Genomic DNA, 25,946 nt, shown 5'->3' with positions numbered 1-25,946 from the left:
CCATGACCGACGTCCGTAATCTCTTCTCGCGAACGGTTCGCGATGCCAGAGGGTCCGGTCACCTCGTCGTGCAGCCGCGTATGGGCTTTTCCGACGTCGACAAGATGCGGGCGGGGCTGCAGGCCGTCGCGGCGCTGCCGTATACGGTCGGGACGATCACGCTCGACAGCTATACGCGGACCGGGCAGTACGAGGCGGCGCACGATGCGGTGCGCAACGGCCGGTCGCTCAACGGGTATCCGCTTCTTGCACATGGCCCTGTCCGGACCTCCAGCCTGCTGGCATCGTTGCGTCCGGATTTCCCCGTGCAATTGCGGCATGGCTCTCCAACTCCTGTCGACATCTTCGCGTCGATGCTCGAGGCCGGCATCCACGCGACGGAGGGCGGCCCCATCTCCTACTGCTTCCCTTATGGCCGGACTCCGCTGAACACGGCGGTCGCGGAATGGGCGCGAGCGAGTGAACTGCTCGCCTCGTGCCCGACGGAGGTGCATCTCGAATCATTCGCCGGCTGCATGCTCGGTCAGTTGTGCCCACCGTCGCTGCTGGTGGCTCTGAACATTCTCGAAGGACTGTTCGCAACCTCTTATGGGATCCGCAGCCTTTCTTTGAGCTACGCACAGCAGATCAATCCCTGCCAGGACATCGCGGCCATCCGTGCGCTTCGCCGGCTCACGACGGCATTCCTCCCAGAGATGGATATCCACTTCGTGATCTACACCTACATGGGCGTTTTTCCACAAAGCGCCGAGGGAGCTCGTCGGCTAATTATCGACAGCGCCCGCCTGGCGCGCCAGGCAGGAGCCGATCGGCTCGTTGTGAAGACCGTTTCTGAAGCTTTCAGAATACCTCTCGTCAGTGACAATATAGCCGCCCTCAAACTTGCCGGCGAACAGCCACCGGGGTCATACCCGACGCTGGATGACGGGCTTTCCGAGGTGTTGGAGAAGGAGATACTCAGCGAAGCTGAGGCGATGCTGGAAGCAGTCCTGGGGCTAGCTCCCACCGTCCCCTCGGCCATCTTGAGAGCCTTCAAGTCAGGGATCCTCGACATCCCTTTCTGCCTCCATCCCGACAATGCCAATCACGCTCGTACGGAAATATCCCATGATGGCCTTCTCACGTGGGCCTATGCCGGCCGGATGCCGGTGACGTCGACACAAGCCCACGGACGGCGGATCGGCGCCACCGAATTGCAGGAGATGCTCGGCTTCATACGTCGCCGATACGACGAGGACCCTATCGCGAACTGAGCCGAGACCACACCAATGAGCTCGCGTGGGCGGGCAATGCCAGGCGCCGGATTCCACACACCACGGACGCCGCAGCCGGAAATTGTGCCACCCTATCCCCATGCCGACTAGATAAGTGTGATCACGTCTTTTGGGTGGCCAACCTCGATTCTCCACTGGGCTGTGCCGTGTAAGCGGCTCCGCGGTTTGCCCGTAATGTCTGTCAACGACGGCCGAATTCTGGGTCTGGCACACATTCCGTGATCTTCCTGTGGACTCGGCATGTCCCGCGTGCGGTGGGGTGTCGGAGAGAGTGCACAGCCGATACGAACGGCGGCTGTGCGATGCCGCCATCGGGGGCCAGGGAACCTTGATCCACCTGCTGATCCGAAAGTCGGACAGTAACCGAGCAGGCGGCACTGTACCCTGGCGCAAGGTGGCACGGCAGGGTTGGCGATCAGATCAGCCGGTCAGGCGGCTGGTTCGAGGATGACCCGGTGACCGAGGGCTTCGAGTTGGCGGATGTGGGTGCGCTTCTTGCGTTCGGGACCGATCCGGGTGTCGTAGAAGTCCGCGCCCAGGTCGATGAAGTGGGCGTCGGGGTCGGATAGCAGGTGCCAGACAATGGTGAGAATCGACCGGCCGACGGCCACGATGGCCCTCTTCTTACCGCGGCGTCGGGCGATGCGCCGGTAGCGTTCGCCGAGGAAAGTGTTGGTCTTGCCGGCCGAGACGGCGGCTTCGCCCAGGACACGAGCGAGGTAGGGATTGCCGTGGCCGGTGGCGTTACGACCCTTCTTCTTGCCGGCCGATTCCTTCATCGTGGGGGCGAAACGTGCCCAGGAGGCCAGATGGCCGGCGGTCGGGAAGCGAGTCATGTCCAGACCGATCTCGGCAAGGATCAACGAGGCGGCGGTGCGGCCGATGCCGGGAATCTCATCCAGCCGCTCCACCGCCACCGCGAAAGGGGCAACCAGCTCCTCGATCTTGGCATCGACCTCGGCGATATCCCGGTTGAGCTGATCTACGCGGGCCAGCATCTTGGCGAGCAGGAACGCGTGGTGGTCGGTGAAGCGGCCGGTGAAGGCCTCCTCTAGCGCGCTGATCTTGGTGCGCATGCTGGCGCGTGCCATCTGGGCGAGCACGGTGGGATTGCGCTCTCCGGCGATCAGCGCGGCCATCATGGCGCGGCCGGACACGCCGAAGGTGTCGGAGGCCACCACCGACGACTTGATCTGTGCGTCCTCCAGCAGCTTCTCCGTCCGGTTCTTCTCCGCTGTGCGCATCGCCACCAGGTCGCAGCGGTAGCGAGCCAGATGCCGCATCTCTCGGATCCGCGGCGGGGGGACGAAGCTCGGGCGGATCATCTGCCGTTCGGCGACCTTGCACAACCAGATCGCATCCAGCCGATCGGTCTTGGGACGCCCGGGCAGATGCTTGACGTCGCGGGCGTTGACCAGCCAGGTCTCAAAGCCGGCCGCTTCCAGGACGTAGAAGATCGGCTTCCAATAATCGCTGGTCGCCTCCATCACCACCCGGGTCACGCCCAGACAGCGCAGCCGATCGGCCGGCGATAAGACCGAACGCGTCATGGTCGTGTGCGTTGAGACCTCCTGCAGCCGCTTGCCCGGCCGATCCTCGCTCGGCAGCCGGACGCAGCAGACCAGCTCGGCCTTCCCGACGTCCAGCGCTGCGATCCGCTCGATGATCTCCTCGGTGTCTTGCGTCTCCTCCAGCATCACGGCGTCCCACCGCCTCCAACCACCCTGCACGAGCTGCCCGCAAGAGCCGCAAGGGAAAGACGAAGCTGATCCGCGTGCTTGAAGCACAGCGAAGGGCCCATAGCGCGACTCTCGGCGTCCGACTAATCCACGGCCTCAACCCGGACCAAGAAGCAAACGACGTCGGCGAGCAACCACCCCCGATTTTCAGCCCGGAACGGGCTCTCCCGCAGGGAGATCGAGGACTAATCCAAATACCTGCCGCAAGACCCAAGTTGAGAGAACCCATCACGTAAAGGTTCGGCAAGGCCCGACTCGACTCCAGGCGCCCGTCCCCCCGACGCTCCTGGCGGATGGTCCGCAGGCTGTCGGCGACCGTGCCGGGCAGGCGCTCGCCAGATCACACTCCCCCACCTCCTTCCTCCGACACTTCGCCAACGAAGCTTGTTTTCGCAGGTCACAGCCTTTTCGTGCACGTTCCGAGCAACCTCCGTCACCGGGCTCATCACGGTGACCGATGTTCTGTCGCAGCGAAGACTGAGCATTGTCATCGAAGGTTGATCACGACTACGGTGTCTCACCGAAGGTTGAGTGGCTGCTGGGGCTTGATGTCCGTTCTCACTGGTCTTTTCAGCGTCTCACTGTGTTGCGCGCAGATCTGGCGAATTCCCAGGAGGCGGCCTAGCTGGCGGCCTGGTTCGCCTGGTTTGCACCAGTCTGGGCTGATGTGAGCGTCATCAATGTCTGCCGAGGCCGGGGCGATCATGACCATGCCCGTCGCACGCACATGCCAAGTTCAGGGTGTTTGCGGGAGCGCGGACGCGATTTCGGTCGTGCCGATGAGTTTTGTGCGGCTCCGTGGTCGATACGGCTGGACACACCGACAGCGGTGGGCCTGTGCTGGGAACGTCCAGCACGGGAGGAAGCACATGGAGGCAGTGATGAGCGTCGACGACTCCAAGCAGGAGCACACCATCCGGACTGGCGAGCAGCGGGTGAACGGTCCCAGGGTGTTGGTGGCGGGGGCGAGCATCGCGGGACCCGCGCTGGCCCACTGGCTGCGCCGGCGGGGGGCCGAGGTGACCGTGGTGGAGCGGGCTCCCCAGCTGCGTCCCGGCGGGCAGGCGGTGGACGCGCGAGGGGTCGCCAAGGAGGTCATCGGGCGCATGGGGCTGGACGCGGCGGTGCGCGCGGCGTGCACCGACACCGCCGGCGCGCACACCGTGGACGCGGACGGGCAAGTGCTGGAGACCTTCCGTGCCGAGGACAACGGTGGCGACGGGTTCATCGCGGATATCGAGATCCTGCGCGGGGACCTGTCCCAGGTGCTCTACGACGACACCCGGGACGGTGTCGAGTACGTCTTCGGTGACCGGATCGCCGAGCTCAGCCAGGACGCGGACGGGGTTGACGTGGTCTTCGCCGGCGGCGACCGGCGGCGCTTCGACCTGGTGATCGGGGCCGACGGGCTGCACTCGCAGTTGCGAGCGATGGTCTTCGGGCCGCGCGAGCACTTCATCCGCCATCTCGGGCTCGTGCTGGCCTTCTACAGCGTGCCCAACGAGTTCGGAGTGGACCGCTGGATGATCGACTATCAGGAGGCCGGACGGTCCGCCGGCCTGCGGCCCATCCCGGACACCACCCGGGCGATGGCCATGTTCTCCTTCCCCGCGGCCGACTTCGACGTCGACTACCGCGACGTCGCGGCGCAGAAGCGCCTGCTGCGCGAGCGGATGGACGGTTTCGGCTGGTTGACCCAGCGCATCCTCGCGCACGTGGACGACACCCCGGACTTCTATCTGGACCAGGTCGCTCAGGTGGTGATGGACCGCTGGTCGAGCGGACGGGTGGGGCTGCTCGGGGACGCGGCGTTCAGCGCGTCGCCGATGTCCGGGGCGGGCACCGGGCTGGCCCTGGTCGGCGCCTACCTGCTGGCCGGAGAGCTGGCCGCCGCCGGGTGGGACCCGGAGGCCGGGTTCGCCGGCTACGAGGCTCGGATGCGCTCGTTCGTGGAGGCCAACCAGGAGATCGGCCGGTTGCACGTACACAGCCTCCAGGTCCCCGGGCCGGACGCCGAGCCGCGCCCCGATTTCGCCAGCGAATGGTTCACCGAACTGGTCGAGCGTGCGATCAACGGCGTCGAGCTGCCCGACTACGCAGGGGTGCCGGACTCCGGGGCGTCGGCCGGACTACCGATGATCTCGTCGGCCAAGTCGTAGGTTTCACCTAACGTGTCGAGAGGGACCACGCTTCGGTTGGACACCGCCGGACGACCTCCGCTCATGCCGCGAGTGCGCGTTTGCTCGCCCGTCTTGTCTCAAGGCAGTTGACGGTGCCCAGCTCGCCGACATGGCTGCCTACACGATGGATGAGAACGGACAGTTGAGTTCCAGGAGAGACGGTGAGGAACCGGCACGTGCGTAGGGCGATCCCGCGCTCAGCGCCTTTGACCTGGACCTCTTCGATGGCGGGCGGCAACTGCGGACCTGGTTAGGCGACGGCTGGAGGACCCGGTTCGATCATGTGCCGCCTGTGCGGGGTTCCGCTGGGCCAAGGGCGGCCGGGGTTTCGCCGGCGGTCTGCCTCAGCTCTGGTGCTTGGACGCGTGCCGAGTATGGGCCTACCGAGAACGCCGAAAGCAACGCCAGAAGGTAGATGAGGGAGCAGCAGCCGAGCCACGATCACTCAAACTTCGATGAGAATCGCTCAACCTTCGCTGCGGCAGAACAACCAAGCACCGTTGCCTGGTGCGACCTACCCTGAGAAGACAGCACACCACGACGTGTCAGCCGGGAGGCGATCTGCATGCCGAACCGGAAGGACGAACTGGCCGAACGCCGCTTCGCCAAGCTCGTCGACCAGGTCAAGGCGATGATGGTCGCCTGCCTCAAGCCGGAGTATCGCGGCTTCTACGGCCAGCTCATTCTCGCCCGCGACGCAATGGCCGAGTTGGGTGATGTGGCCGAGGTCCGACGGGCCGCGAGGGCGGCGGGAGGTCAGCTCGGCTGGCGGGTTCGTACCCATGTCGCCGACGACGGGACGGTCATCGTCATCGATGAGCGCGACCCGCCCCAAGAGGTCCGGGAACTGGCGGCTCGCCGTTCAGCCGATGCTGTCTCGGCCGTCCTTGCCCGAGCGCAAGCCGAGGCCCGCATGCTCCGCACCAGCGCGCCCATCCCCCTCCCCACCCGTCCGCCCGGCCCCGGCGCGGACCTCTGAGTAACCCGCCGCAGACCCATCTCGGCGGCGGCGATCCAACGGTCCAGGCCTCGTCCACCGCGTTGACACAAGCTTGACCTGACACTTTCAGCTTCATCCCGTTACCGCAGCTCACGGCAGCTTTCCGTGCGCAGTGTCATGGATCTCGTCTCCCTGCCATCCGACGGACATCGGTCCAGCAGGCCAACGTTTCCGCAGGTCATCATCGTTTCCGACGCATGATCCAAGCATGGTGTGATCTTTGCCGTGTCCGATGTCTGATCATTTCCTGCCCGCTTCCTGCCCGGGCGCTATGGCGACCTAGCGACGTCCGAAACGAACACGCCTTATCGGGAGCGTCGCTATGTCCCACCCCTTGATCCGCCTCTCCGCCGATGCGGCCATCACGAGCACGACCATCACCGACCCGGTCGAACCGTTGTCCACTGTCGCCCTCGAAGCGGACAACGCCCAACCCAGCCAGGCGCCCGACCGCCTCGGCGACAGCCCACGCCGCCAGGACGGCTCCCTGCCGCTGGACGTGGCCGAACACGCCTTCACCCTCCTCATGCGCGGCCCTGCCCCGCTGTCGGTCGACGGCGCGCAGCTCGGGCACGGGCTTCCGGCACGGCCCATCCCGCTGAACGAGCTGCGAGAGATGCTGCTGCATCCGTCCTGCTCACGCACCACCCGCGACCATGTGTGGCGACACCTCATCGACCAGGCCCGCACCCATCGAGGAGCATGGATGGTCGCCGCCGTCGCCCTGGCGATCCCGATGCTCCGCCGCCTCATCAGCACCCTCGCCAGCAAGATCCCGGCCGAGCGGCTCGATCGCGAGGACCTGGAGGCCGAGGTCCTGACGGCCTACATGGAAGCCATCTGCCGGGTGAACCTGGCCTGGTCGCACCCGGTGCTGCGACTGTCGCGGCCGACCCACATCGCCGTCGTCCGCACCCACGTCACCGACCAGCCCACTCTGCTGGCCGACCCAGATCTCACCGACCGGGCCGACAGCGGTCAGCAGACGCTCGCCTACCCGGCCGGCCACCCTGACCTGCTCCTCAACAAGGCCGTTGCCCAACAGATCCTCACCAATGAGGAGGCCGAGCTCAGCGCCTCCACCCGGCTGGAGGGCATCCCGCTCAGCTCCTACTGCCGCCGCCGCGGCCTGCTCTACTGCACTGCGCTCAGGCGACGCCAACGCGCTGAAAACGCCCTCTACCAGGCACTCCAGCGCGGCGAACTATCCCGCGACCTGTAGCGATCACGTCGGGCGCCAGCGGCGAGCACCCAGCAAAGACTGCACAAAATTCGCTGGCCCCGATGCCTTAACTCGGCTCTTCACCCAGGTCTTTTACCAGATGAGAAGGCAGCGCGGAGGGCGCCGAGCCCGGCAGCGGGACCTGTACCTGGTCACCGGTCCCTGTCACCCGGCCCAGCCCAGCTCTTCCGCCACTCGAAGGAGGACGCCCACCCGGCCCCGCGCCTCCGCGCCGCCTTCACCCGACGAGAACCAGGCCGCGGCCGTCCAGCGCCTCAGGCCACACGGACGTGGAACCAGCAGGTCAGAGAGGCGGGCACGTCCCCGGACCAGCACCCGCCCGGCAAGGGCATCACGAACTGGGTCCACTTCGCCAACCCCTACACCGACCGGCCCACCAGCTCGGCAGCGCAGCGCCGTGTGCTGCCCCGGGCGCCGACCGGGGCGCAGGACGGCCTCGTCGTCCGGGCGGGCCAGCCCGGCGATCTGCAGCTTGAGCCTTCCTTGGTCGGACCAGAACCAGGGGACGCCCCGGTAGGGCGATCCAGGCCGACCAGCGTGGCGGCGGCCGAGGTGGCCTGCTCGACGGCGTTGTCGACGCTCTCCAGCCGCAACCGTGAAGCGTCGCCCGACCACGGGGACGGGTCGGGCAGGTTCGCGCAGTCACCTATGGCGATGGTGCGGTTGTCGGAGGCTAGGGAGCGGGCGTCCACGACAATGCCGTCATCGCAGCCCAGCCCGGCGGCGCGGGCCAGCTCGTCGCAGGGCTGGGCCCTGGGGGCCAACAGCCTGCGCCATCCCGGGGAAGTGTGGGAGGTCTCTCCTAACCATCAGCGCCTGGCAGTCGGGTGAGAACGTCCCCCGCCTGTACCGAAGGCTCGAAGTGGTGGTCCTTGGCCTGATCGTCGTGTGCCGGAACAGGCGACCTTCCGTGGACAGGAGCGATGTCCTTTTCGGCATGACGGGGTGGCACACCGTGTGGTCGCAGGCCATCGACGAGCGACGCGCCACCGACCCCGCCGTGCCCGTTCAGCAGCTGTTCCGGGAGAGCAAGGAGCTCGGCTGCACCGGCAGTCTCAACCTGCTCTACCGCTATATCACTCAAGGTCGAGCCGAAGGAGAACGGCCCGTCACCACCCCGCGCCGCCTGACACGTCTGCTGCTCACTCACCCCGGCCGACTCCGTGATAGCGACACCCGGCTGGTGCAAGAGCTCACCACCTGGATCACCACCATCCGCGTCGCCGACCTGCCTCACCTGCACGGCTTCGCCAACGGCATCGAGCTTGACCGCGCCGCCGTAAACGCCGCCCTCACCCTCCCGTACCACAATGGCCGCACCGAAGGCGTCAACACCCGCACGAAGAGGATCATGCGCCAGATGCACGGCCGCGCCGGGTTCGATCTGTTACGCCACCGCATCCTGCTGCCGTGACAGTCACTTACCGCCACCATCGATTACGGGCCAGAGCCACTATCTCTGCTTCGGAGTCAGGAAAAGTCGGGTCCGGTCCCCGAGCCAGGCCGCTTCGAGGATAGCGGTCAGGCTGGCGGTGTCGGTCGGGCCTGGATGGTTCTGGATCAAGCGGGTGACGCCGCTGGCCATCTCCGCGAAGCGTGGGAGGTCGGCGCGTGTCACGCCGATGTCCGCCAAGGTAGCAGGGATGCCGATGTCGGCAAGGAGCCCGTCGAGCCAGGTGAGGAACGTATCCGCGGCCTCGGCATCCGAGGCGTCGGTCACGTCGAGCCCGCACACCCGGGCGAGGATGGCCAACCGGTCGCCGATAGCGTCCCTGGCCGCGTCCAGCGCGTAGGGCAGCAGCAGCCCGACGCCCAGGCCGTGCGGTGTGTGGGTGGCCGCGCCGATGGGATACTGGAGCGCGTGCGGAGCCGCGTTGCCTGCGTGGGAAAACGCGAGCCCGGCCAGCATGGACCCATAGGACATGTCCGCGCGCGCGTCCTTGTCGCCTCCGTCCCTGACGACATGGGGCAAGCTGCGGGCGATCCGCTCCGCGGCCAGGAGCGCGTAGTGGTCGGTGATCGGGTTGCGGCCGAGGAAGACCTGTTCCACCGGGTCGCGCGGTCCGTGGGCCCGGGGTCGCGCGGTGTAGCTCTCCACCGCGTGACAGAACGCGTCGATGCCGGAGTGGGCAGTGACGGTCGCAGGGCAGGTGTAGGTGAGCTCGGGGTCGACGATGGCGAAGTCGGGCACGATGTGGACGCTGGAGACCCCGACCTTAAGCTCGCGGTCCGGGTCGGTCAGCACCGAGACGGGCGTGAGCTCGGAGCCGGTGCCTGATGTCGTCGGCACCGCGACGAGAGGCGTCGTCGGCCCCGGCACCTTCGACTCCCCGTAGAAGTCGCGCGGCGTCCCGCCGTGGCACCGGATGACGCCGACGATTTTGGCGAGGTCGATCACCGTGCCGCCTCCGATGGCGAGGATGACGTCGGCGTCCACCTCTGCGGCGGCCGAGACGGCCAGGGCGACATCGGTGAGTGGCACGTCCGGAGTCGCGTCGGCGAACACCCCGACGACTTCGACCTTCTCCCGTACGGCGGCCACGATCTCGGCCACGCCCGGCTGCCCCAGCAGGACCCGGTCGGTCACGATGAGGACTCGCGAGCCGCACTCGGCCACCACTCGTGGGATGTTCTGCGCGACCCCTTCGCCCACTATCAGCTGGCGTGGTCCGCGGACGGTCTCAAGCATGTCAGTGCCTCTCTGGAACGTCGGCGGTGATTTGCCGGGCGGACGTCCGGGTCACCTGCGAGACCGGGACGGCGTCGGCAAGGTGGGCTGCCGGGTGGCGCGGGCGCGCACGCCGGCGGAGTCGGCGGCGTCCCGGGGTGCCGGCGGGTCCGTGCCGGCCATGGTCAGGGTCCCGCTCCACCGGTGGAGACCGGTCAGGTCATGTGCGCGCAGGGCGCGGTGATCCCCGGCGGGCGCCCGGAGCAGCAGGCCGGTCACGGTAGGTCGATCGCCGCGTAGGTGACGTCGAGATACTCGAGGATGCCCTCGTGCGACCCCTCCTTGCCGATCCCGGACTGCTTCACCCCTCCGAACGGAGCTGACGGGTCCGAGATCAGACCACGGTTGATGCCGAGCATCCCCGTCTCCAGCCCCTCGGCGAACCGGAGCGCCCGCTGGAGGTCACGGGTGAAGACGTATCCGGCCAGGCCGTGCTCGGTGTCGTTGGCCTTCGCGATCACCTCATCGTCGGACGTGAACGAGATGATCGGGGCCACCGGGCCGAAGATTTCCGCCTCCAGCATCCGCGCGTCGTCGGGCACGTCGACGAGGACCGTGGGCGGGTAGAAGTGGCCCGGCCCATCCGGGCGCTCGCCGCCCACCAGGACACGGGCTCCGCGATCGACCGCGTCGGCGACGAGCTCGTCGATCTTGGTGACCGAGGCCTCGTCGATCAGCGCCCCGACGTCCACGCCGTCGTCCAGACCATGGCCCACCGAGAGCGCGCCCATCCGCTTGGCGAAGCGTGCCGTGAACTCCTCGCGCACCGGCTCCTCGACGTAGATTCGGTTGGCCGCGATGCAGGACTCCCCGAGGTTGCGCATCTTGGCCACCATGGCACCGTCGAGCGCGACGTCCAGGTCCGCGTCGGCACACACGATCAAGGCCGCGTTGCCGCCCAGTTCCATGGAGGCGCGCAGCACGTTGTCCGCCGCCTGCCGGAGCAGCACGCGCCCGACCTCGGTCGACCCGGTGAACGAAAGCTTGCGGGTCCGACGGTCGGCCAGCAGTGCCGAGACCACCTCGCCGGCACGCTTGGTCGTCACGACGTTGACGACGCCCGGAGGAACGCCGGCCTCCTCCATGATGCGGGCCAGGAACAGCATGGTGAGTGGCGTCTGGGCCGCCGGCTTGGTGATCGTCGTACAGCCCGCCGCCAGCGCAGGAGCGATCTTGCGGGCGCCCATGGCCAGCGGAAAGTTCCATGGTGTCACGAAGACGCACGGTCCGACCGGCCTCGGCACGGTGAGGATGCGATATCCACCAGCGGGAGCGGTGTTGTAGCGCCCCTCGACGCGCACCGCCTCCTCGGCGAACCAGCGGAAGAACTCGGCGCCGTAGGCCACCTCTCCGCGAGCCTCCGCGAGCGGCTTGCCCATCTCGAGCGTTATCAGCCGGGCGACCTCCTCGGATCGCTCGGTCAGTACCCGGTACGTCGCGGTCAGCAACTCCGACCGTTTTCGCGGTGGGGTCGCCGCCCACTCCGCCATTGCCTTGCTCGCCGCGTCCAGAGCGGCGAGCCCGTCAACGACGTCGGCGTCCGCCACCTCGGCGATGGTCTTGCCGGTGGCCGGGTCCTCGACGGCAAAGGTGGCTCCGCCGGCAGCGTCGCGCCAGGCGTCGCCGATCCGGAGCCGCCGGTGCTCGGGGGCCAGGACGTTCATCGGGTCACTCATTGCGTCGCCTCCTGTGATGTTCTCGGTGATGTCCGGCGTGACCTCAGCGATCGCGCCACGCGCGTTGACGAACGGGTCACGCGACCTCTTGGCCCTGGCCGCAGGGCGACGCCTCGCGCCACCGAGCGCCTTCTCGGGCCATGGCTGCTTCAGCGTCGTCAGGCCGTGCTCACCGGTGACGGTCCGCCGAGGCTCGATTGCCATGTGCCGGCGCATATTGACCTCGCCGCCCTGCGCGATTACCTCCCGGCCTCGGACAGCGCCAGCCCGGTGCCCGCATCGAACAGGTGCGCACGGTCCAGGTCGACCGTGACAAGCAGCCGCTCGCCCGGCGTACCGGTGACGGTGGTTCGTGCCTTGACCTTGAGGATCTCCGTCCCCACCCGGACGTCGACCACCGTCCGGTCACCGAGCGGCTCAAGGCCGTAGAGCTCACCCGGCAACGACGCGTCCCCACGCTGCTCGACGGACAGGTCCTCCGCGCGCAGGCCCAGCAGCAGCGGACGACCGTCCTCAGCCATGGTCCAGCGGGGCCGCGGCAGCGTCCAGCCTTCCGCGCCGACCAGACGATCTCCCTGGGCGTGGCAGGCGAGCAGGCTGATCGGCGGGCTCCCGACGAATCCCGCGACCCACTGGTTGGCTGGACGCTCGTACACCTCGGCCGGCGTTCCGACCTGTTGCACCTTTCCCTCCTTGAGGACCGCGACCTGGTCGGCCATGGACAAGGCCTCGACCTGGTCGTTGGTCACGTAGATGAAGGTCGCTCCGAGGCTCCGGTGGATGCGGGTGAGCTCGGTGCGCATCTCGACGCGGAGCTTGAGGTCGAGGTTCGTCAGCGGCTCGTCCATGAGGAACGCGCGCGGGTGACGGACCAGCGCCCGGGCCAGGGCGACCCGCTGCATCTCACCACCCGACAACTGCGCGGGACGACGCTGCAGCAGACGTTCGATGTGCAGCAGGCTCGACATCCGCTCGACGGCAGCGGCGATCTCGCTCGAGGAACAGCGGCGTGCCCGCAGCGGCGAAGTGATGTTCTCGTACGCCGTGTGTCGCGGGTAGAGGGCGTAGTTCTGGAAGACCATGGCCAGGTCGCGTGCGGCCGGGCTGTCACCGGTCGCGTCCCTCCCGTCCAGGTGCACCGACCCGGCGTCAAGCTTCTCAAGGCCGGCGATCGCTCGCAGGGTCGTTGTCTTGCCTGCCCCGGAGGGTCCGAGCACGACGAAGAACGAGCCGTCCGGTATGTCCAGCGTCACCCCGTCCAGGGCCGGGACTTTGCCGAAGGACTTGCACAGCCCGCGCACTGCCACGGTTCCCATCAGGCCACCAGCTCTTCCGTGCTCACGTCGTAGACCGGCGGGGGGCCGCCGGTGTGCCGCAGCCCGACCGGTGCGTCAACGGTGAAACGGACAGTCGGTGGCATCCGAACCCGTACGTCGCGCTGTCCGTCGTGGTCGACCACGTAGATGATCTCGTCGCCCAGCCACTCCGCCGAGACCACGCGGGCCGGGACCGAACGTTCCGCCCCTGGTTCCGTGACTTCCAGCGCCTCCGGCCGGACGCCCGCGAGCAGGCGACGGTCGCGCGGCAGGCCCGGCGGTGGCGTGAGGGCCAGCCCGCCCTGACTGCGCAGCTTCCCGTCGGCCACCTCCACCTCGATCAGGTTCATCGGCGGGGAGCCGATGAACGCGGCGCAGAAAAGACTCGCCGGACGGTCGTAGACTTCCAGCGGCGTGCCGATCTGCTCGACGCGGCCCTTGTTGAGGATGGCGATTCTGTGACCGAGCGACATCGCCTCGACCTGGTCGTGAGTGACGTAGACCATCGTCGTCCCCAGTCCCCCCTGCAGGTGCTTGATCTCCGTGCGCATGTCCGCCCTCAGCTCCGCGTCCAGATTGGTGAGGGGTTCGTCCATGAGGAATGCGCGCGGTCGTCGCACCAGGGCGCGGGCGAGCGCGACGCGCTGCTGCTCCCCGCCGGACAGCCGGTGCGGTCGCCTGTCCAGGAGCGGACCGAGCCGCATCAGCCCGGCGGCCTCGTCGACCCGCTTGCGCACCTCCGCCTTGGGCAGTCCCTCGGCCCGCAGCGGGAACGCCAGGTTGTCGCGGGTTCTCAGATGCGGGTAGAGAGCGTAGAACTGGAACACCATGGCGATGTCGCGGTCGGCGGGCGGCAGGTCGTTGACCAGCGTGTCGCCGATGCGGATGTTGCCCGTCGTCTGCCTTTCCAGGCCGGCTATGGCCCGCAGCGTGGTCGTCTTGCCGCAACCCGAAGGGCCGAGCATCACGAACAGCTCGCCGTCGCGGATGGACAGGTCCACGTGATCGACTGCGACCGTCCCGTCCGGGTAGCGCTTGTGCAGGGCGCTCACCTCGATGCCCGCCATCAGCGTCGCACCGCCCCGAGCGTCACACCGGCGACGAGGTGCTTGCGCACCAGGTAGGCGAAGACGAGCACCGGCAGGGCGAACACCACGGAGGCGGCGGCCACGAGACCCCAGTCCACTGTGGTTCCGCCGATGAGGCCGGCGATGGCGGGCGGGGCCGTCCGCACGTCGTCGCTGGAGGTGAGGAAGATGGCGAACACGAACTCGTTCCACGAGAAGATGAGTGCGAAGACCGCCGTCGCGGCGATGCCGGGCAGGAGCAGGGGAAGGGTGAATCGCCAGAACGCCTGCAAGCGGGTGTAGCCGTCGAGCATGGCGGCGTCCTCGTACTCCGCGGGCACCTCGTCGACGAACCCCTTCATCATCCAGATCGTGAACGGGACGTTGAAGGCGGTGTAGATGAGGATCAGGCCGAGCTTGGTGTCGATGAGCCCGACTTGGCGGTACATGAGGAAGATCGGAATCACGACCACCACGGGCGGCATGAAGCGGGTGGACAGGATGAAGAACAGCTGGTCCTTCTTGGCCTTCACGGCGAAGCGCGAGTAGGCCCAGGCCGCCGGGACCCCCAGCACGGTGGCCAGCGCCGTGGAGACCCCGGCGACCAGGACGGAGTTGAGGAACGAGGCGGACAAGGTCGAACGACCGCCGCCGGAGGCGACGAACACGTCCTTGAAATGCTCCATGGTGACCTTGAAGTCGAAGAACTTGGCCGGGATGGCGTAGACGTCCCGGTTCTCCTTGATGGACGTCTCGATCATCCACAGCACCGGGAAGAGCATCACGATGGCCAGCACGGTCAGCAGCGCGACCTCCAGCACGGCGCGGCCCCGGCCGCCGAAGCGGCGCGAGGGGGGCGTGTGATCCCGGGCAGGACCTGTGGACACGGCCTCGTCGACGGAGAGGGCCATCAGTCCTCCTTGAGCTTGTTCAAGTAGCGCAGGTAGAGCTGCGTGAGGACGATGACGATGAGGACCATGAGGATCCCGTACGCCGAGGCGGTTCCGGTGTTGAAGCCCAGGAACGCGACCTTGTAGACGTGGAACGACAACGTCTCGGTGGAGACCCCCGGGCCTCCGCTGGTGAGGATGTAGACGAGGTCGAACAGCCGGAAGGCCTCGATGGCCCTGAACAACACGGCGATGAGAAGCAGCGGCCACACCAGCGGAAGAGTGATGGTGCGGAACTGGAACCACTCGGACGCCCGATCGATCGAGGCGGCCTCGTACAAGTACTTGGGCACCGCGGTGAGGCCCGCGAGTGCGATGAGCATGATGAACGGCGTCCATTGCCAGGTGTCGACCAGGATGAGGGAGATCAGTGCCGTTCGCTGCCGGGTGAGCCACTCCACCTGCCCCAGGCCGAGCGAGCCGAGCATGCTGTTGATCACGCCGAATTGCGCGTCGAGCATGAATCGCCAGAACAGCCCGACCACGACCGGCGACAGCATCATCGGAACCAGAAACAGGGTGGTCAGCAGTCCTCGTCCGTGCGTGCGCCGTGAGATCAGGTAGGCGATGGCGAAACCGAGCACGGTCTGCAGGGCGACCGCGCCGACCACGTAGATCAACGTCGTCAGGGCCCTCTGGTGGACCTGCGGCGAAGTCAGGATGGCGGTGTAGTTCTCGAACCAGAGGAACTGGGCGGGCCCCCCGCGAGTGGCCGAGTAGTCGGTGAAGGACAGGTACAACGCCCACAGCAACGGGAACACCGACATGGCGAGCAACAGCAGCAGCGCGGGAGAGGTGAAGGCCACGGCGAGCCCGCGGTCGCTCAAGCGGCGGGACCGGCCCGGTGCGGGCGGCGTCGCGGACGCCGCCTGCCCGGGGTGGTCGGTCGTCAGAGGGGCGGAGTCACTCACAGTCCGCCGCCGCCCTTGCCACTGCTGGCGTTGAGCACGCCCTGCTGCTGCTTGGCGATGTCGTCGAGCGCGTCCTTCGGCGCCTTCGCGCCGTTGAGAGCCGCGTTCACGTTGGTGTTCTCGATGTCGACGAGGCGTGCGTACTCGGGCACGTTCCACATATCCCGCATCCGCGGAACCGAGTCGGTGTACACCTGGTTGAACGGCTGGGCGTTGAGGAACTCGGGCGACTCCAGGGCGTCCGTACGCGATGGCACGCCACCAGCCGCGGCCCACTTCTTCTGGATATCACCCTGCTCGAACCACTTCATGAAGTTCAGGGCCTCCGCCTGGTTCGCCTCGGGCGCGTAGGCCGACACGTGCATCCCCATACCGCCGAGAGGCACCAGGTTCGTCTTCTGGCTCGGCAGGGTGGCGAAGCCCAGCTTGTCGAGAATCTGCTCCCGCGTGGTGCCGAGCGTCGACTGCTTCGGGTCGAGCAGGCCGCCGCTCGCGGCGATCCAGTTGAACGCGATGCAGGCCTTGCCCTGGGCGACCGCCGCGTTCACCTCGTCGATGAACCAGTTGCCGGAGCCCTTGGCGGTCAGCGGCTTCATCTTGTTGACCAGGACGTCCATCGCCTCCTGGCCCGCAGCGTCGTTGAGGACGCCGTCGATCTTGCGCGTCTTGGGGTCCCAGAGGTTGCCGCCGTAGACGCCGTTGACCGTGTTGTAGGTTACGGCCGCGGCGTCGGAGCCGTTGGCCTGGTGGAAGGCCAGCCCGCTGACGCCAGGGTTGTCCGCCTGGCACTTCTCGGCGACCGAGATCATCTGATCCCAGGTCTGCGGTGGCTTGTCGCCGATCAGGTCCTTGCGGTAGATCATCGTCCAGGTGTCGCCGAGCAGCGGCAGTCCGTACAGGCTGGCGTTTTCGTCGCGCTTCCCGGTCTCCGCCTGGGGGAACTGGCCGTAGGCCGCCAGAAGGTACGGGTTGTAGGCCTTGACGTCGATGTTCTTCTTGACGAAGTCGGTGATGTCGAGGATGTTGCCGTTCGTCACGGCCTCGCCGATGTGTTGCGAGTCCAGGATCGGGATGTCGAAGTCGGTCTTGTGTGCGGCGAACTGGGTGAACATCGCGTCGTGCCAGTTCGCGTTCGGCACGGTCTTGACCTTGATGGTCACGTTCGGCCGCCCCTTGGTGTACTCCGCGTTCGCGAAGGCTTCCAGCGCGTGGGCGGGGGGCCAGTCGAACCAGATGAAGCTGAGGGTCAGCGGATCCTTGGTGAGCTCCGGGATGGTCGCCGGCGCCTTGGGGGCGCTGCCGTCCTGACCGCCGCAAGCCGCCACGGTCGTGGCCACTAACATGGCCGCCGTAGCCAGCCGCGCCTTTCGACCGGTAACCGACAATCGTCCTGTTCGCTTTGGATACCGCATCTTCTTGCCTGCTTTCTGGGGGGATTTCTGGAGCCTTGCCGCGTGCGTCGCCGAGCAGTTGCTGGGTTGGTCAGGCGTGTTGCCGGCTGTCGCAGGGGCTGATCAGCAGACCGGCGTCACGAGTACGCCGCGACTTCATGGGGCTTCAAGCAGTCGGGAAGTCCTTCGGTCCTGGTGCGGCCCGATGGCGAACCGAATAGGACGTCGAGCATGCTCATAAGAGCTCCAACTGATCGAAGCGGAGCGATGGCGGGCGATTCCCCGATGGGTGAAGGATGGCTGGCGTCCGCCACCTTTCCTATACGATCCGAGTGGGAGCGTCAACATCCCACAATGCTGCGACCGATGCCAGCAGGTTCCCGAAGACGCAAGAAAGGACCTCACGTCACGATGGACGACGAAGCGATGATCGCGCGGCGCCGTGGGGCCATGACGGGCGGAATCCCGCCGGGAAGATCTCGCGGCCGGCTTGCCGACGAGGTGTACGACACGCTGCTCGGACAGATGATGTCGCTGCGGATCGAGCCGGGCTCCCGCGTCACGATCGACGCCCTGGCGCGAGAGCTGGGGGTCTCGCAGACGCCGATCCGAGACGCTCTGAACCGGATGGAGGCCGAGGGCCTGGTCGTGCGTGTGCCTCACGCCGGCTATCGCATTCCCCCCCAGATCACCCGTCACCGATTCGAGGACATGCTCGAGGTCCGCCTGCTCCTCGAGCCGGCGGCGGCGCGCAGATCCGCCGAACGCGCATCCTTGCAGCAGGTGGCCGGTCTGCGGCGGCTGCTGGAGGAGATGGCGGAGCTGGAGGGGGGCGGCGGGCTCATGGCCTATGGCGCCTTCGGGCTGCGCGACGCCGCTTTTCACGATCTCGTCGCCCTGAGCGCGGAGAACCAGGTCATCCGCGAAGCGCTCGCCCGCCTGCACACGCACGTGCACCTGTTCCGGCTTCTCCACGACACCCAGGTCACTCACCTGGCCATGGCCGAGCACGAAGAAGTCCTGACCGCGATCGCCGCGCGTGACCCCGACGCCGCGGCCTACGCCATGCGCCGGCACATCCTGCGGTCCGGCGAGCGGTTCCGGCGATTGTTCGACGAGGCCAAGGGCGCGGACGGAATGGTGGTAGAGGCTTGACGGGCGGACCGGGCCGGGGAATGCTAAGTCAACCCGATCGGATCGGATTGGATCCGCCTCACCCGCCCCAGATGCGAGGAGAAGCAGGTGCCCAGAGCGCTGCTCCTGACCGGCGACGCCGCCGAGGAGCTCGACACCATGTATCCCTACTATCGCGTACAGGAGGGCGGCTGGGACGTTGACGTCTCGTCACGGACGATGCGTGACGTTCAGCTGGTCATCCACGAGTTCGACCCCAACTCCGACGCCTACGTGGAGAAGAACGGCCGGAAGTTGCCGGTTGACGTGCCCTGGGCCGAGGTCGACGTCGAGCGCTATGACGCCCTCATCATCCCCGGTGGACGTGCCCCCGAGTGGATCCGGGTTGACGCCGACGTCAGGCGCATCACCGAGCACTTCTTCGCGCGCAACCTCCCGATCGCGCTGGTGTGCCACGGCGCGCAGGTGCCGGCTGTGTACGGGCTGCTGAAGGGCCGGAAGACGGCGTGCTTCCCGCCCATCACCGGTGACATGGAGAACGCGGGCGCGACGGTCATCGACGCTCCCGACGTGGTGGACGGCAACCTCGTCTCCTGCAGGGGGTGGCCGGACATGCCGAAATTCGGCAGGGCGATGATGGAGGTCTTCTCGAAGTCCATCAACTCCGCATCGGCATGAGCGCACCTGGCCCGTCCCGGTGACGGCATCTCGGACCGTCACAGTCGACGGCTCCCCCGTCCACGTCCTGGAGAGCGGCACCGGGCCCGCGGTGCTGATGCTGCACGGCTCCGGACCCGGTACGACCGGATCCGGCGCCTGGGCAACGACGGCACAGGCGCTGGGCGCGTCCTGGCACCTGGTGGCTCCTGACCAGGCGGGGTTCGGCCGTACACCGATCCCGGCCGGCTCCAGGGGCGGGCTCCGGCTGTGGACGGAGCAGGCCGCGGGCCTGATGGATGCTCTCGGTGCCGAGCACTACGCCGTGGTGGGCCACTCCATGGGCGGCGCCGTGGCGCTGGCGTTGGCGGCCGCGCGTCCCAGGCAGGTCACCCATGTCGTGGCGGTCTCGACGATGGGCGCCCCCGGGGCGCCGCTGTCCGCCGAGCTCGACGCGATCTGGGCCGCCCCTGCCGACCCGCCCGGGGCACGAGACATGTTGAGTCGCCTCGTCCTCGACCAGGCGCTCGTGACCGAGTCGACCGTCGCCGCCCGTGCGGCCGCGATGCGGGCGGGGGCGGCCGCATTCGCGTCGTTGTTCCCTCCTCCCAGGGCACGCTGGGCCGACGACCTCACCCTCTCGGCGCGAACGCTGGCAGGGGTGCGCGCGCCCGTGCTGCTCGTCCACGGTGCCGAGGACCGGGTCACCCCGCTCGGGACGGCAGCCCTGCCCCTGCTCGAGCACCTGGCCGATGTCCGTCTGCACGTGCTCGGCCGATGCGGGCACGTGCCGGCGCTCGAACACCCGCACGACTTCAGGCGACTCCTGACGTGCTTCCTCGGCCGGGAACGAGGTCCCTGACTCATATCCGTGGGCCGTGGGTTCAAGTCAGTACTCACGCAGGCCATACCGCAGGTGGCGTTCGTTCCAGAGCAGGCAGCGGTCAAGCAGCTCGCGGCGGCACGACCGCACCCACCGCTCCATGATCGCGTTCATTCGCGGCATCCGGATACCGGTGAGAACGGTCTCGATGCCGACATGTGCGAGGATCTCGTCCATGAGCGCCGGGAACTTCCCGCCCCGGTCACGGATCAGGTAGCGGGCACGGCGACCGGCGTCCTCCAGATCCACTACCAGGTTCCTGACGGCCTGGGCGACCCAACTCGCGGTCGGATGGGCCGTGGTGCCGAGGACGCGGACGCATCTGGTGGCGTGCTCGATGACGGCCAGGATGTACTGACGCCGCCCGTCAAGGGTGACGGTCTCGATGAAGTCGCAGGCCGGCAGCGCGTCAGTTGGGGAGCGCAGAAAGTCGGCCCAGGTCGTGGACGCCCGCTCGGATGCCGGATCAACGCCTTCCCTCTTGAGGATCTCCCAGATCGTGGACGCCGCAACCGTGATGCGGAGCGTGGCGAGCTCTCCGTGCACCCTCCTGTAGCCCCAAGACGGATTCTCCCGGACCAGGCACAGGACGAGGGCACGGATGGAACGGACGGTTCGCGGGCGCCCGCGCCGTTCCGGCACGCAGGCACCAGCATGACGCAGTTTCACCAGATCGCGGTGCCACCGCATGACGGTATCGGGCCGGACGAGGAGTCGCACGCGACGCAAGACGTCACGGGGCAACGGTGCCAGGAGGGCGGCGAGGAAGGCTCGATCCTCGGGCGCAAACCTCACCCTAGCGCCGTCGCCGAGTCGCCGTTCGAGGATAGTGATCTGGTGACGCAGGGCGAGAATCTCCACATCCTTGTCCCGATCTCCCATCGGCAGCAACCGCAGCACTGCGAAGGTGTTCGTGACAGCAAGATAGGCCAGGCGAAGGAGCACGACCGGTCATCCTGCCGCACTGGCTCCCTCTGGAGTCGAAGCCTGCCTACAAGAGAAGCCCTGCAAGGCCGTGACCTGGAGGGATGAAATTATCGGCAGGCGCAGGGCCAGACGGATCCGTTCGCGCCGTGCGGGTCGATCCCCGCGGCGTTCACTATCTCTCGGACGGCGAGCTTCGACAGCTCGCCGCCAGGCGTCCCCGTGTGGAAAGTTTCACTAACACCGCCGCGCGGACGACTGTGATGACGCGGGTACGACCGCCACATCGCACGGCGTCACATGGTCTGCGACCAGCCTGTTGATCCGTGGGGCGAGATCGTCGCCCTTTTACGGGCCGTACGGAAACCGCGATTAACCGCTTGTTTCGGAGAGCGGTCCTTTATATGGGGCTGTCCAGTCCGTGGCCATTGTGTGATCCTCCCCCCGAGAAGGCATGTCCCGCGGCGTCTCGGGCGCGCGGCCCGCGCGCTCTGGATTGCGACCGGCAGGGAGAGATGGGAAATCTTTTCACAGAACAATGTGGCTTACGCCGATAAAAGCACCATGGTGTCGTGCGTGCTCGGCGACCACCACGTCATGGGATACGGATTCGCCGGCCTCGACGGGCGGAGCGCCCGGCTTCTCCCATTGTGGCCACCACGCCGATCGCCATCACCCGTACCTGCCCCCGACACCCGACCGGCCTCACCGACGTGCGCGTCCGCCTCACCCCGATCAGGGCGGCGACCCTGGCGGACGGCGAGGCCGGCAACTCTGGCGAAATCTCCACAGTCAACGGCGCGAAGAAAGGGAACCCCATGATCGCTGGCAACCTGATCCGCCGGGCACTGGCGGTCGGCGTGATGCTGGCCACCACCGCCGCGATGGTCGTGACCATGCAGCATCCCGCCGCCGCCTCAACCCTGACGCTCAACGCCACGGTGGACTGCCTCAACGTCAACTACTCCGGCGACACCCGCGACTGGTACGCCTCGTACGTCTCGGCCGGCTCCGCGCCTCCTTCGTACGGCGTGACCATGCCGTACAGCTCGATGGTCGCGAACCCGGCGAACCACACGTGGTCGTTCACGATCAGCCTGCCCGGCGGCAGCACCTCGGTGAGCGTGTCGGCCATCTGCAGCGGCGGTCACCAGTATGACCAGGTCGGCTGGACCAACGGACCGGCGATCAGCATTCCCTCCTCGGCCACGACCCTGACCGCCACCTGGGGCTGCTCCACCCAGCAGGTCTACCCCGGGCCCTACATCACCGGCTGCAGCGCGCAGTCCTACTCCTACAGCTGAGGCTCCTGCCTCCCAGAAGGCCGTCCGCTTTCACCGCGGGTGGCCTTCTCGCATGCGGGTACGGATACCGCTCCGAGGTCGACGCGCTGTTCGCTGAACGTCGCGACGCGGCTGGGAAGAACGGGTGCGGCCCAGCCCCACCGAGAGGTTCGCCGAGGGCTGGGCCGATATCCGGTCGCGAGGTTACGCGCTGGTGCAGGTGTATCCGGATGGCAGGGCCGTGTTGCCGTCGGGGCGGCTGGCCTGGAAGCCGAAGCTGGTGGTGCTGGCTCCGGGGGCCAACGTGCCGTTATGGCTCACGCTCTTGGCCGTGACGGTCTGCCCGCTGGTGGTGACGGTGGCGTTCCACGAGCCGGTCAGCGTGTGCCCGGCCGGGAGCGTGAACGTGACCGTCCAATTGGTGATCGTCGAGGTACTGGTATTGGTGATGGTCAGCGGCTGGACCACATAGCCGGTGCCCCACTGGGTCTGCACGGTCGGCGTCGCCGAGCAGGCTCCGGTGGTGGTGCCGCTGGTGGTGACCTGGACGGTGTTGGACACCGGCGAGAGGTTGCCGGCGGCGTCCCGCGCGCGGACCTGGTAACGGTAGGTGGTGCTCGGGGTCAGGCCCGTGTCGCTGTACGAGGTCGTGGCCGAGGTGCCGACCTGGGCGAAGGTGCCGCCGGTGGCCCCGGGTGCGCGCAGGATGTCATAGCCGGCGACCCCCACGTCGTCAGTGGAAGCGGCCCAGGACAGATTGGTGCCGCCGGCGGTGGTGCCGGAGGCCGCCAGCCCGCCCGGGGCGGTGGGTGGCGTGGTGTCGCCGCCGGTGGAGGTCGTGGTGAACGTGACGAACGCGGAGTTGGCCGACAGGTTGCCCGCGCCGTCGCGTGCTCGTACGTAGACCTGGTATTCGGTGTCGGCGGTCAGCCCGGTCAGGGTGATCGAGTTGGTGGTGGACTGGCCGAGCAGCGGGTCGGTGGCGCCCTGCTCCCGGTAGACGTTGTAACCCGCCAGGCCGGAGCCGCCCTGGTCGGTGGATGCCGTCCAGGTCAGGGTGGCGCTGGTGGCGGTCACGTTGGAGACGGCGGGAGTGCCCGGAGAGGTCGGCGGAGTGGTGTCGTTCGTGCTCTGGAACTGACTGAAGAAGTTCCACACCACTGCCTTGGTCCAGGTACGTGCGCCGTCGTCAGCGGTGGACCCGTCCACTGGACCAGGGGTGTGACCCCCGTCGAACGCCGCCCACACGACCGGGTATCCGGATCGGCATCCCGAGTAGGCGGTGACGACGTGCGTCAGGCTGCCCTGTGCCGGCTCGGGCGGATTTTGGGGAGTGCACCCGTTGTTCCTGACGAACGTGTCGCGCAGCGACCGGCCCAGCGAGATGTTGAGTACGTTGTCCCTGAGGCCGTGGAGCCCGATGTAGGCGATGGGCTGTGTGCCGCCGCTGCATCCGCTGAGCTGTGCGCCGGAGTAGACCGCCACCGCGCGGAAGACCGTCGCCCGGGCGCAGGCCAGGGCGTAACTCATGCCGCCGCCGTAGCTGAAGCCTCCGGCGAACAGCTGCGTGGTGTCGACGCACAGGTCTGCTTCGATCAGCCTGATCATGTCGTCGACGAAGGTCAGGTCTTCGCCGCCGGAATTGGCCCAGCCGTTGTTCAGCCCCTGGGGGGCGACGAAGATCGCAGTGTTGTTCGCCAGTTGCCTGAGCCCGTAGTAAGACCAGGTGAATCCGCTGGTGCCGCCCGAGTCGACGTCGTTGGCGGTGCCGCCGTTCCAGTGGAACCCGAAGATCAACCGGTAGGGGTTGGTGTTGTTGTAGTTGTCGGGAATTCTCAGGATGAAGGAGCGAGTCCGGCCGCCGCTCTGGATCGACTGCGTGCCACTTCTGAGTGTTGGAGTCTTGCCGCATCCTGCCGTCGCGGCGGCGGCGCTCGCCGCGCGTGACGTGGTTTCACTGCTGCTCAGCGCCGTACCACCGGTGGCCACCGCGAGAAGCACCGCCGCGATGACAGCGGCGAGGACGGATTTACGCCGCATCATCACTCACCTGCCTGTGGCACCGCCGGAGGGACGGTGCCGGGGCGTCGGTTAGCGTTAACATGAGCTGGATCGGTCCTCTCATCCGTGCGGAACTGGCGTGGTTGAAGGGCATGACGGAAAAACCGTGTCATCCTTCACATCGCTTTTCCGCGCCCGTTCCTGCCGATGGGTGGTGGTGCGACGGAGCAAATACGAGGCATGCGGATCCGTCAAGGCGCGGCTCGCTCCTCTGACGTGACGGGCAGCGCTCCCATGCCGTTTTGCTGGCACGTATCGCGTCGTTCAGCCTGGAAACATATTGAAAGTTTCAGGGCAAGGCTCCCAGAAAGCCATGGGGCCGAATTCAACCCTTCCCTGCCCTTGGCCGCGCTGCTTCCAAAGCTCCTGAACCAAAAAGCGGGCTCGGCTCGTCGGCCTTCTGCGACGTGTGGAGGATTCAGGCCCGCATCGAGGACGTGACGCCCGGGGATGACGGTATCGGGCCGGACGAGGAGTCGCAGGCGACGCAGGACATCACGGGGTAGCGGTGCCAGGAGGGCCGCGAGGAACGCTCGATCCTCGGGCGCGAACCGCGCCCGGGCGCCGACGCCGAGTTGCCGTTCGAGAACGGCGATCTGGTGACGAAGGGCGAGAATCTCGACGTCCTTGTCCCGATCACCCATCGGCGACAACCGCAGCGGGTGGCGCTGGCCCGCGCGGTCGTCTTCGAGCCGCACGTTCTCCTCATGGACGAGCCGCTGGGCGCGTTGGACAAGAAGCTGCGTGAGCAACTCCAGGGGGAGATCGCCCGCATACACCGCGAGCTCGGCATCATCTTCGTGTTCGTCACTCACGACCAGGAGGAAGCGCTCGCCCTGTCCGACCGGATCGCGGTCTTCGACCGCGGCAGGATCGCGCAGGCAGGCACGCCGAAGGAGCTGTACGCACGCCCGTCCTCGCTGTTCGTCGCCGAGTTTCTCGGAGAGTCCAACGTGTTCACCGGGACGATCGGTCAATGGCACGGGGGATTGTCACTCGTCGGCGAAGGCCATGAGTTGCGGACCGACGACGACGGCGCAGAGCTCGTTGGGACTGACGGCGCCGACGTGGTGCGTCCCGAGCGGACCCGTCTGTCGGTGGACGGCGTGCCGGTCGAGCACGGCGTGAACGCGATGACCGCCACGGTCACCGGCATCGTCTACCAGGGCGCCTCGCGGAGGGTGACGTTCCGGACCGATGCCGGGACGACCGGAAGCGCCCGGGAACCGGCCGGCGGCGAGTCTACTGCCAGGCCCGGCGACCTGCTCACCGTGTGGTGGCGCGTGGCGGACGGCGTGGTCGTCCCCGCGCACGGCGCGCCGGTGACGGAGCCGTCCGGCGTCACCCTCGCTGAGCCCGCTCGAGCCGAGCCTGCTTGAGCCGAGCCTGCTTGAGCCGAGCCTGCTTGAGCCGAGCCTGCTTGAGCCGAGCCTGCTTGAGCCGAGCCTGCTTGAGCCGAGCCTGCTTGAGCCGAGCCTGCTTGAGCCGAGGCGGTCCACGTCCCTCGTTCCTGCGGCGCCGATTGTGAT

The 25,946-nt window shown here is 67.4% G+C and carries 25 protein-coding genes and 2 pseudogenes; 12 read left to right on the top strand and 15 right to left on the bottom strand.

Annotated features, from left to right (window positions below; genetic code table 11):
- Positions 1 to 2 precede the first annotated feature (2 nt).
- Together H4W80_RS02490 and H4W80_RS64345 are read left to right on the top strand one after the other, a co-directional pair.
- Positions 3 to 1,253 carry a methylaspartate mutase gene (locus H4W80_RS02490; protein ID WP_192793225.1) on the top strand — a complete coding sequence of 417 codons (1,251 nt, stop codon included), beginning with the start codon at positions 3 to 5 and terminating at the stop codon, positions 1,251 to 1,253.
- A gap of 250 nt (positions 1,254 to 1,503) precedes the next feature.
- Entirely contained in the window at positions 1,504 to 1,725 is a 222-nt protein-coding gene (locus H4W80_RS64345; RefSeq protein WP_378526394.1) for a transposase family protein, read from the top strand.
- Here H4W80_RS64345 and H4W80_RS02485 read toward each other — a convergent pair.
- The gene (locus H4W80_RS02485) at positions 1,703 to 2,971 is read right to left on the bottom strand and encodes an IS110 family RNA-guided transposase (protein ID WP_192783557.1); all 1,269 of its coding nucleotides are present in this window, start codon (positions 2,969 to 2,971) and stop codon (positions 1,703 to 1,705) included. The two genes, H4W80_RS64345 and H4W80_RS02485, sit on opposite strands and share 23 nt — an antisense overlap.
- Before the next feature lie 923 nt (positions 2,972 to 3,894).
- On the opposite strand from H4W80_RS02485, the gene H4W80_RS02480 reads away from it, so the two are divergent.
- The 3 genes from H4W80_RS02480 (at position 3,895) to H4W80_RS02470 (ending at position 7,415) form a co-directional block, all read left to right on the top strand.
- On the top strand, positions 3,895 to 5,172 hold the full coding sequence (locus H4W80_RS02480) for an FAD-dependent monooxygenase (protein ID WP_192783556.1): 1,278 nt from the start codon (positions 3,895 to 3,897) through the stop codon (positions 5,170 to 5,172).
- 586 nt (positions 5,173 to 5,758) lie between these two features.
- On the top strand, positions 5,759 to 6,172 hold the full coding sequence (locus tag H4W80_RS02475) for a hypothetical protein (protein WP_192783555.1): 414 nt from the start codon (positions 5,759 to 5,761) through the stop codon (positions 6,170 to 6,172).
- A 343-nt stretch (positions 6,173 to 6,515) separates the two neighbouring features.
- Positions 6,516 to 7,415: a hypothetical protein gene (locus tag H4W80_RS02470; RefSeq protein ID WP_192783554.1), complete on the top strand. Its 900-nt coding sequence runs from the start codon at positions 6,516 to 6,518 to the stop codon at positions 7,413 to 7,415.
- A 165-nt stretch (positions 7,416 to 7,580) separates the two neighbouring features.
- Here H4W80_RS02470 and H4W80_RS64340 read toward each other — a convergent pair whose 3' ends face one another.
- Positions 7,581 to 7,892, bottom strand: a complete 312-nt coding sequence (locus H4W80_RS64340; RefSeq protein WP_420540604.1) for a hypothetical protein — start codon at positions 7,890 to 7,892, stop codon at positions 7,581 to 7,583.
- Complete coding sequence (locus H4W80_RS60070) at positions 7,796 to 8,200, bottom strand: hypothetical protein (RefSeq protein ID WP_225966522.1); 405 nt, start codon at positions 8,198 to 8,200, stop codon at positions 7,796 to 7,798. The genes H4W80_RS64340 and H4W80_RS60070 overlap by 97 nt, the downstream gene beginning before the upstream one ends.
- Before the next feature lie 215 nt (positions 8,201 to 8,415).
- Here H4W80_RS60070 and H4W80_RS02460 point away from each other — a divergent pair.
- Positions 8,416 to 8,850: pseudogene (locus H4W80_RS02460) on the top strand (transposase); the annotation flags it as partial.
- A gap of 39 nt (positions 8,851 to 8,889) precedes the next feature.
- Here the strand turns inward: H4W80_RS02460 and H4W80_RS02455 are convergent.
- From H4W80_RS02455 to H4W80_RS02420, 8 genes are all read right to left on the bottom strand, one after another.
- Positions 8,890 to 10,125 (bottom strand): iron-containing alcohol dehydrogenase, encoded by a 1,236-nt coding sequence (locus tag H4W80_RS02455; protein WP_192783553.1) that lies wholly within the window; start codon positions 10,123 to 10,125, stop codon positions 8,890 to 8,892.
- A 51-nt stretch (positions 10,126 to 10,176) separates the two neighbouring features.
- Positions 10,177 to 10,383, bottom strand: a complete 207-nt coding sequence (locus H4W80_RS02450; RefSeq protein ID WP_192783552.1) for a hypothetical protein — start codon at positions 10,381 to 10,383, stop codon at positions 10,177 to 10,179.
- Entirely contained in the window at positions 10,380 to 11,840 is a 1,461-nt protein-coding gene (locus H4W80_RS02445) for an NAD-dependent succinate-semialdehyde dehydrogenase (RefSeq protein ID WP_192793224.1), read from the bottom strand. The genes H4W80_RS02450 and H4W80_RS02445 overlap by 4 nt, the downstream gene beginning before the upstream one ends.
- A 239-nt stretch (positions 11,841 to 12,079) precedes the next feature.
- Entirely contained in the window at positions 12,080 to 13,156 is a 1,077-nt protein-coding gene (locus tag H4W80_RS02440) for an ABC transporter ATP-binding protein (protein WP_192783551.1), read from the bottom strand.
- Complete coding sequence (locus H4W80_RS02435; RefSeq protein WP_192783550.1) at positions 13,156 to 14,223, bottom strand: ABC transporter ATP-binding protein; 1,068 nt, start codon at positions 14,221 to 14,223, stop codon at positions 13,156 to 13,158. The genes H4W80_RS02440 and H4W80_RS02435 overlap by 1 nt, the downstream gene beginning before the upstream one ends.
- On the bottom strand, positions 14,223 to 15,134 hold the full coding sequence (locus H4W80_RS02430) for a carbohydrate ABC transporter permease (protein WP_192783549.1): 912 nt from the start codon (positions 15,132 to 15,134) through the stop codon (positions 14,223 to 14,225). Before H4W80_RS02430 ends, H4W80_RS02435 begins: the two co-directional genes overlap by 1 nt.
- The gene (locus tag H4W80_RS02425) at positions 15,134 to 16,084 is read right to left on the bottom strand and encodes a carbohydrate ABC transporter permease (RefSeq protein ID WP_318786669.1); all 951 of its coding nucleotides are present in this window, start codon (positions 16,082 to 16,084) and stop codon (positions 15,134 to 15,136) included. Before H4W80_RS02425 ends, H4W80_RS02430 begins: the two co-directional genes overlap by 1 nt.
- Entirely contained in the window at positions 16,081 to 17,427 is a 1,347-nt protein-coding gene (locus H4W80_RS02420) for an extracellular solute-binding protein (protein ID WP_225963201.1), read from the bottom strand. Before H4W80_RS02420 ends, H4W80_RS02425 begins: the two co-directional genes overlap by 4 nt.
- A 459-nt stretch (positions 17,428 to 17,886) precedes the next feature.
- Here H4W80_RS02420 and H4W80_RS02415 point away from each other — a divergent pair, with 459 nt between their 5' ends.
- From H4W80_RS02415 to H4W80_RS02405, 3 genes are all read left to right on the top strand, one after another.
- On the top strand, positions 17,887 to 18,630 hold the full coding sequence (locus tag H4W80_RS02415) for a GntR family transcriptional regulator (RefSeq protein WP_192783547.1): 744 nt from the start codon (positions 17,887 to 17,889) through the stop codon (positions 18,628 to 18,630).
- An 87-nt stretch (positions 18,631 to 18,717) separates the two neighbouring features.
- Positions 18,718 to 19,287: a DJ-1/PfpI family protein gene (locus tag H4W80_RS02410; protein WP_185074998.1), complete on the top strand. Its 570-nt coding sequence runs from the start codon at positions 18,718 to 18,720 to the stop codon at positions 19,285 to 19,287.
- 19 nt (positions 19,288 to 19,306) lie between these two features.
- Positions 19,307 to 20,128 carry an alpha/beta fold hydrolase gene (locus H4W80_RS02405; RefSeq protein ID WP_192783546.1) on the top strand — a complete coding sequence of 274 codons (822 nt, stop codon included), beginning with the start codon at positions 19,307 to 19,309 and terminating at the stop codon, positions 20,126 to 20,128.
- A 27-nt stretch (positions 20,129 to 20,155) separates the two neighbouring features.
- On the opposite strand, the gene H4W80_RS02400 is transcribed toward H4W80_RS02405, so the two are convergent.
- Positions 20,156 to 21,094 carry a hypothetical protein gene (locus tag H4W80_RS02400; RefSeq protein ID WP_225963200.1) on the bottom strand — a complete coding sequence of 313 codons (939 nt, stop codon included), beginning with the start codon at positions 21,092 to 21,094 and terminating at the stop codon, positions 20,156 to 20,158.
- A 797-nt stretch (positions 21,095 to 21,891) separates the two neighbouring features.
- Between H4W80_RS02400 and H4W80_RS02395 the strand changes: the two genes are divergently transcribed.
- Positions 21,892 to 22,377 (top strand): hypothetical protein, encoded by a 486-nt coding sequence (locus tag H4W80_RS02395; RefSeq protein WP_192783545.1) that lies wholly within the window; start codon positions 21,892 to 21,894, stop codon positions 22,375 to 22,377.
- 183 nt (positions 22,378 to 22,560) lie between these two features.
- On the opposite strand, the gene H4W80_RS02390 is transcribed toward H4W80_RS02395, so the two are convergent.
- Both H4W80_RS02390 and H4W80_RS60065 read right to left on the bottom strand, forming a co-directional pair.
- Positions 22,561 to 24,399, bottom strand: a complete 1,839-nt coding sequence (locus tag H4W80_RS02390) for a cellulose binding domain-containing protein (RefSeq protein WP_192783544.1) — start codon at positions 24,397 to 24,399, stop codon at positions 22,561 to 22,563.
- A 209-nt stretch (positions 24,400 to 24,608) separates the two neighbouring features.
- Positions 24,609 to 25,115, bottom strand: coding sequence for a hypothetical protein (locus tag H4W80_RS60065; RefSeq protein WP_225966521.1), 507 nt, complete (start codon positions 25,113 to 25,115; stop codon positions 24,609 to 24,611).
- Positions 25,116 to 25,124: 9 nt separating this feature from the next.
- On the opposite strand from H4W80_RS60065, the gene H4W80_RS63320 reads away from it, so the two are divergent.
- Positions 25,125 to 25,796: an ABC transporter ATP-binding protein gene (locus H4W80_RS63320; protein ID WP_192783543.1), complete on the top strand. Its 672-nt coding sequence runs from the start codon at positions 25,125 to 25,127 to the stop codon at positions 25,794 to 25,796.
- Here the strand turns inward: H4W80_RS63320 and H4W80_RS64335 are convergent.
- Positions 25,759 to 25,839: pseudogene (locus H4W80_RS64335) on the bottom strand (hypothetical protein); the annotation flags it as partial. The gene H4W80_RS63320 and the pseudogene H4W80_RS64335 overlap by 38 nt on opposite strands.
- On the opposite strand from H4W80_RS64335, the gene H4W80_RS64330 reads away from it, so the two are divergent.
- Positions 25,808 to 25,945 carry a pentapeptide repeat-containing protein gene (locus H4W80_RS64330; RefSeq protein WP_420540601.1) on the top strand — a complete coding sequence of 46 codons (138 nt, stop codon included), beginning with the start codon at positions 25,808 to 25,810 and terminating at the stop codon, positions 25,943 to 25,945. The pseudogene H4W80_RS64335 and the gene H4W80_RS64330 overlap by 32 nt on opposite strands.
- Position 25,946 lies beyond the last annotated feature (1 nt).

Source organism: Nonomuraea angiospora (assembly GCF_014873145.1).
Taxonomy (GTDB): Bacteria; Actinomycetota; Actinomycetes; order Streptosporangiales; family Streptosporangiaceae; genus Nonomuraea; species Nonomuraea angiospora.
Note: the sequence above shows the minus strand (reverse complement) of the source record. Positions and strands in the feature narration are given on the sequence as shown.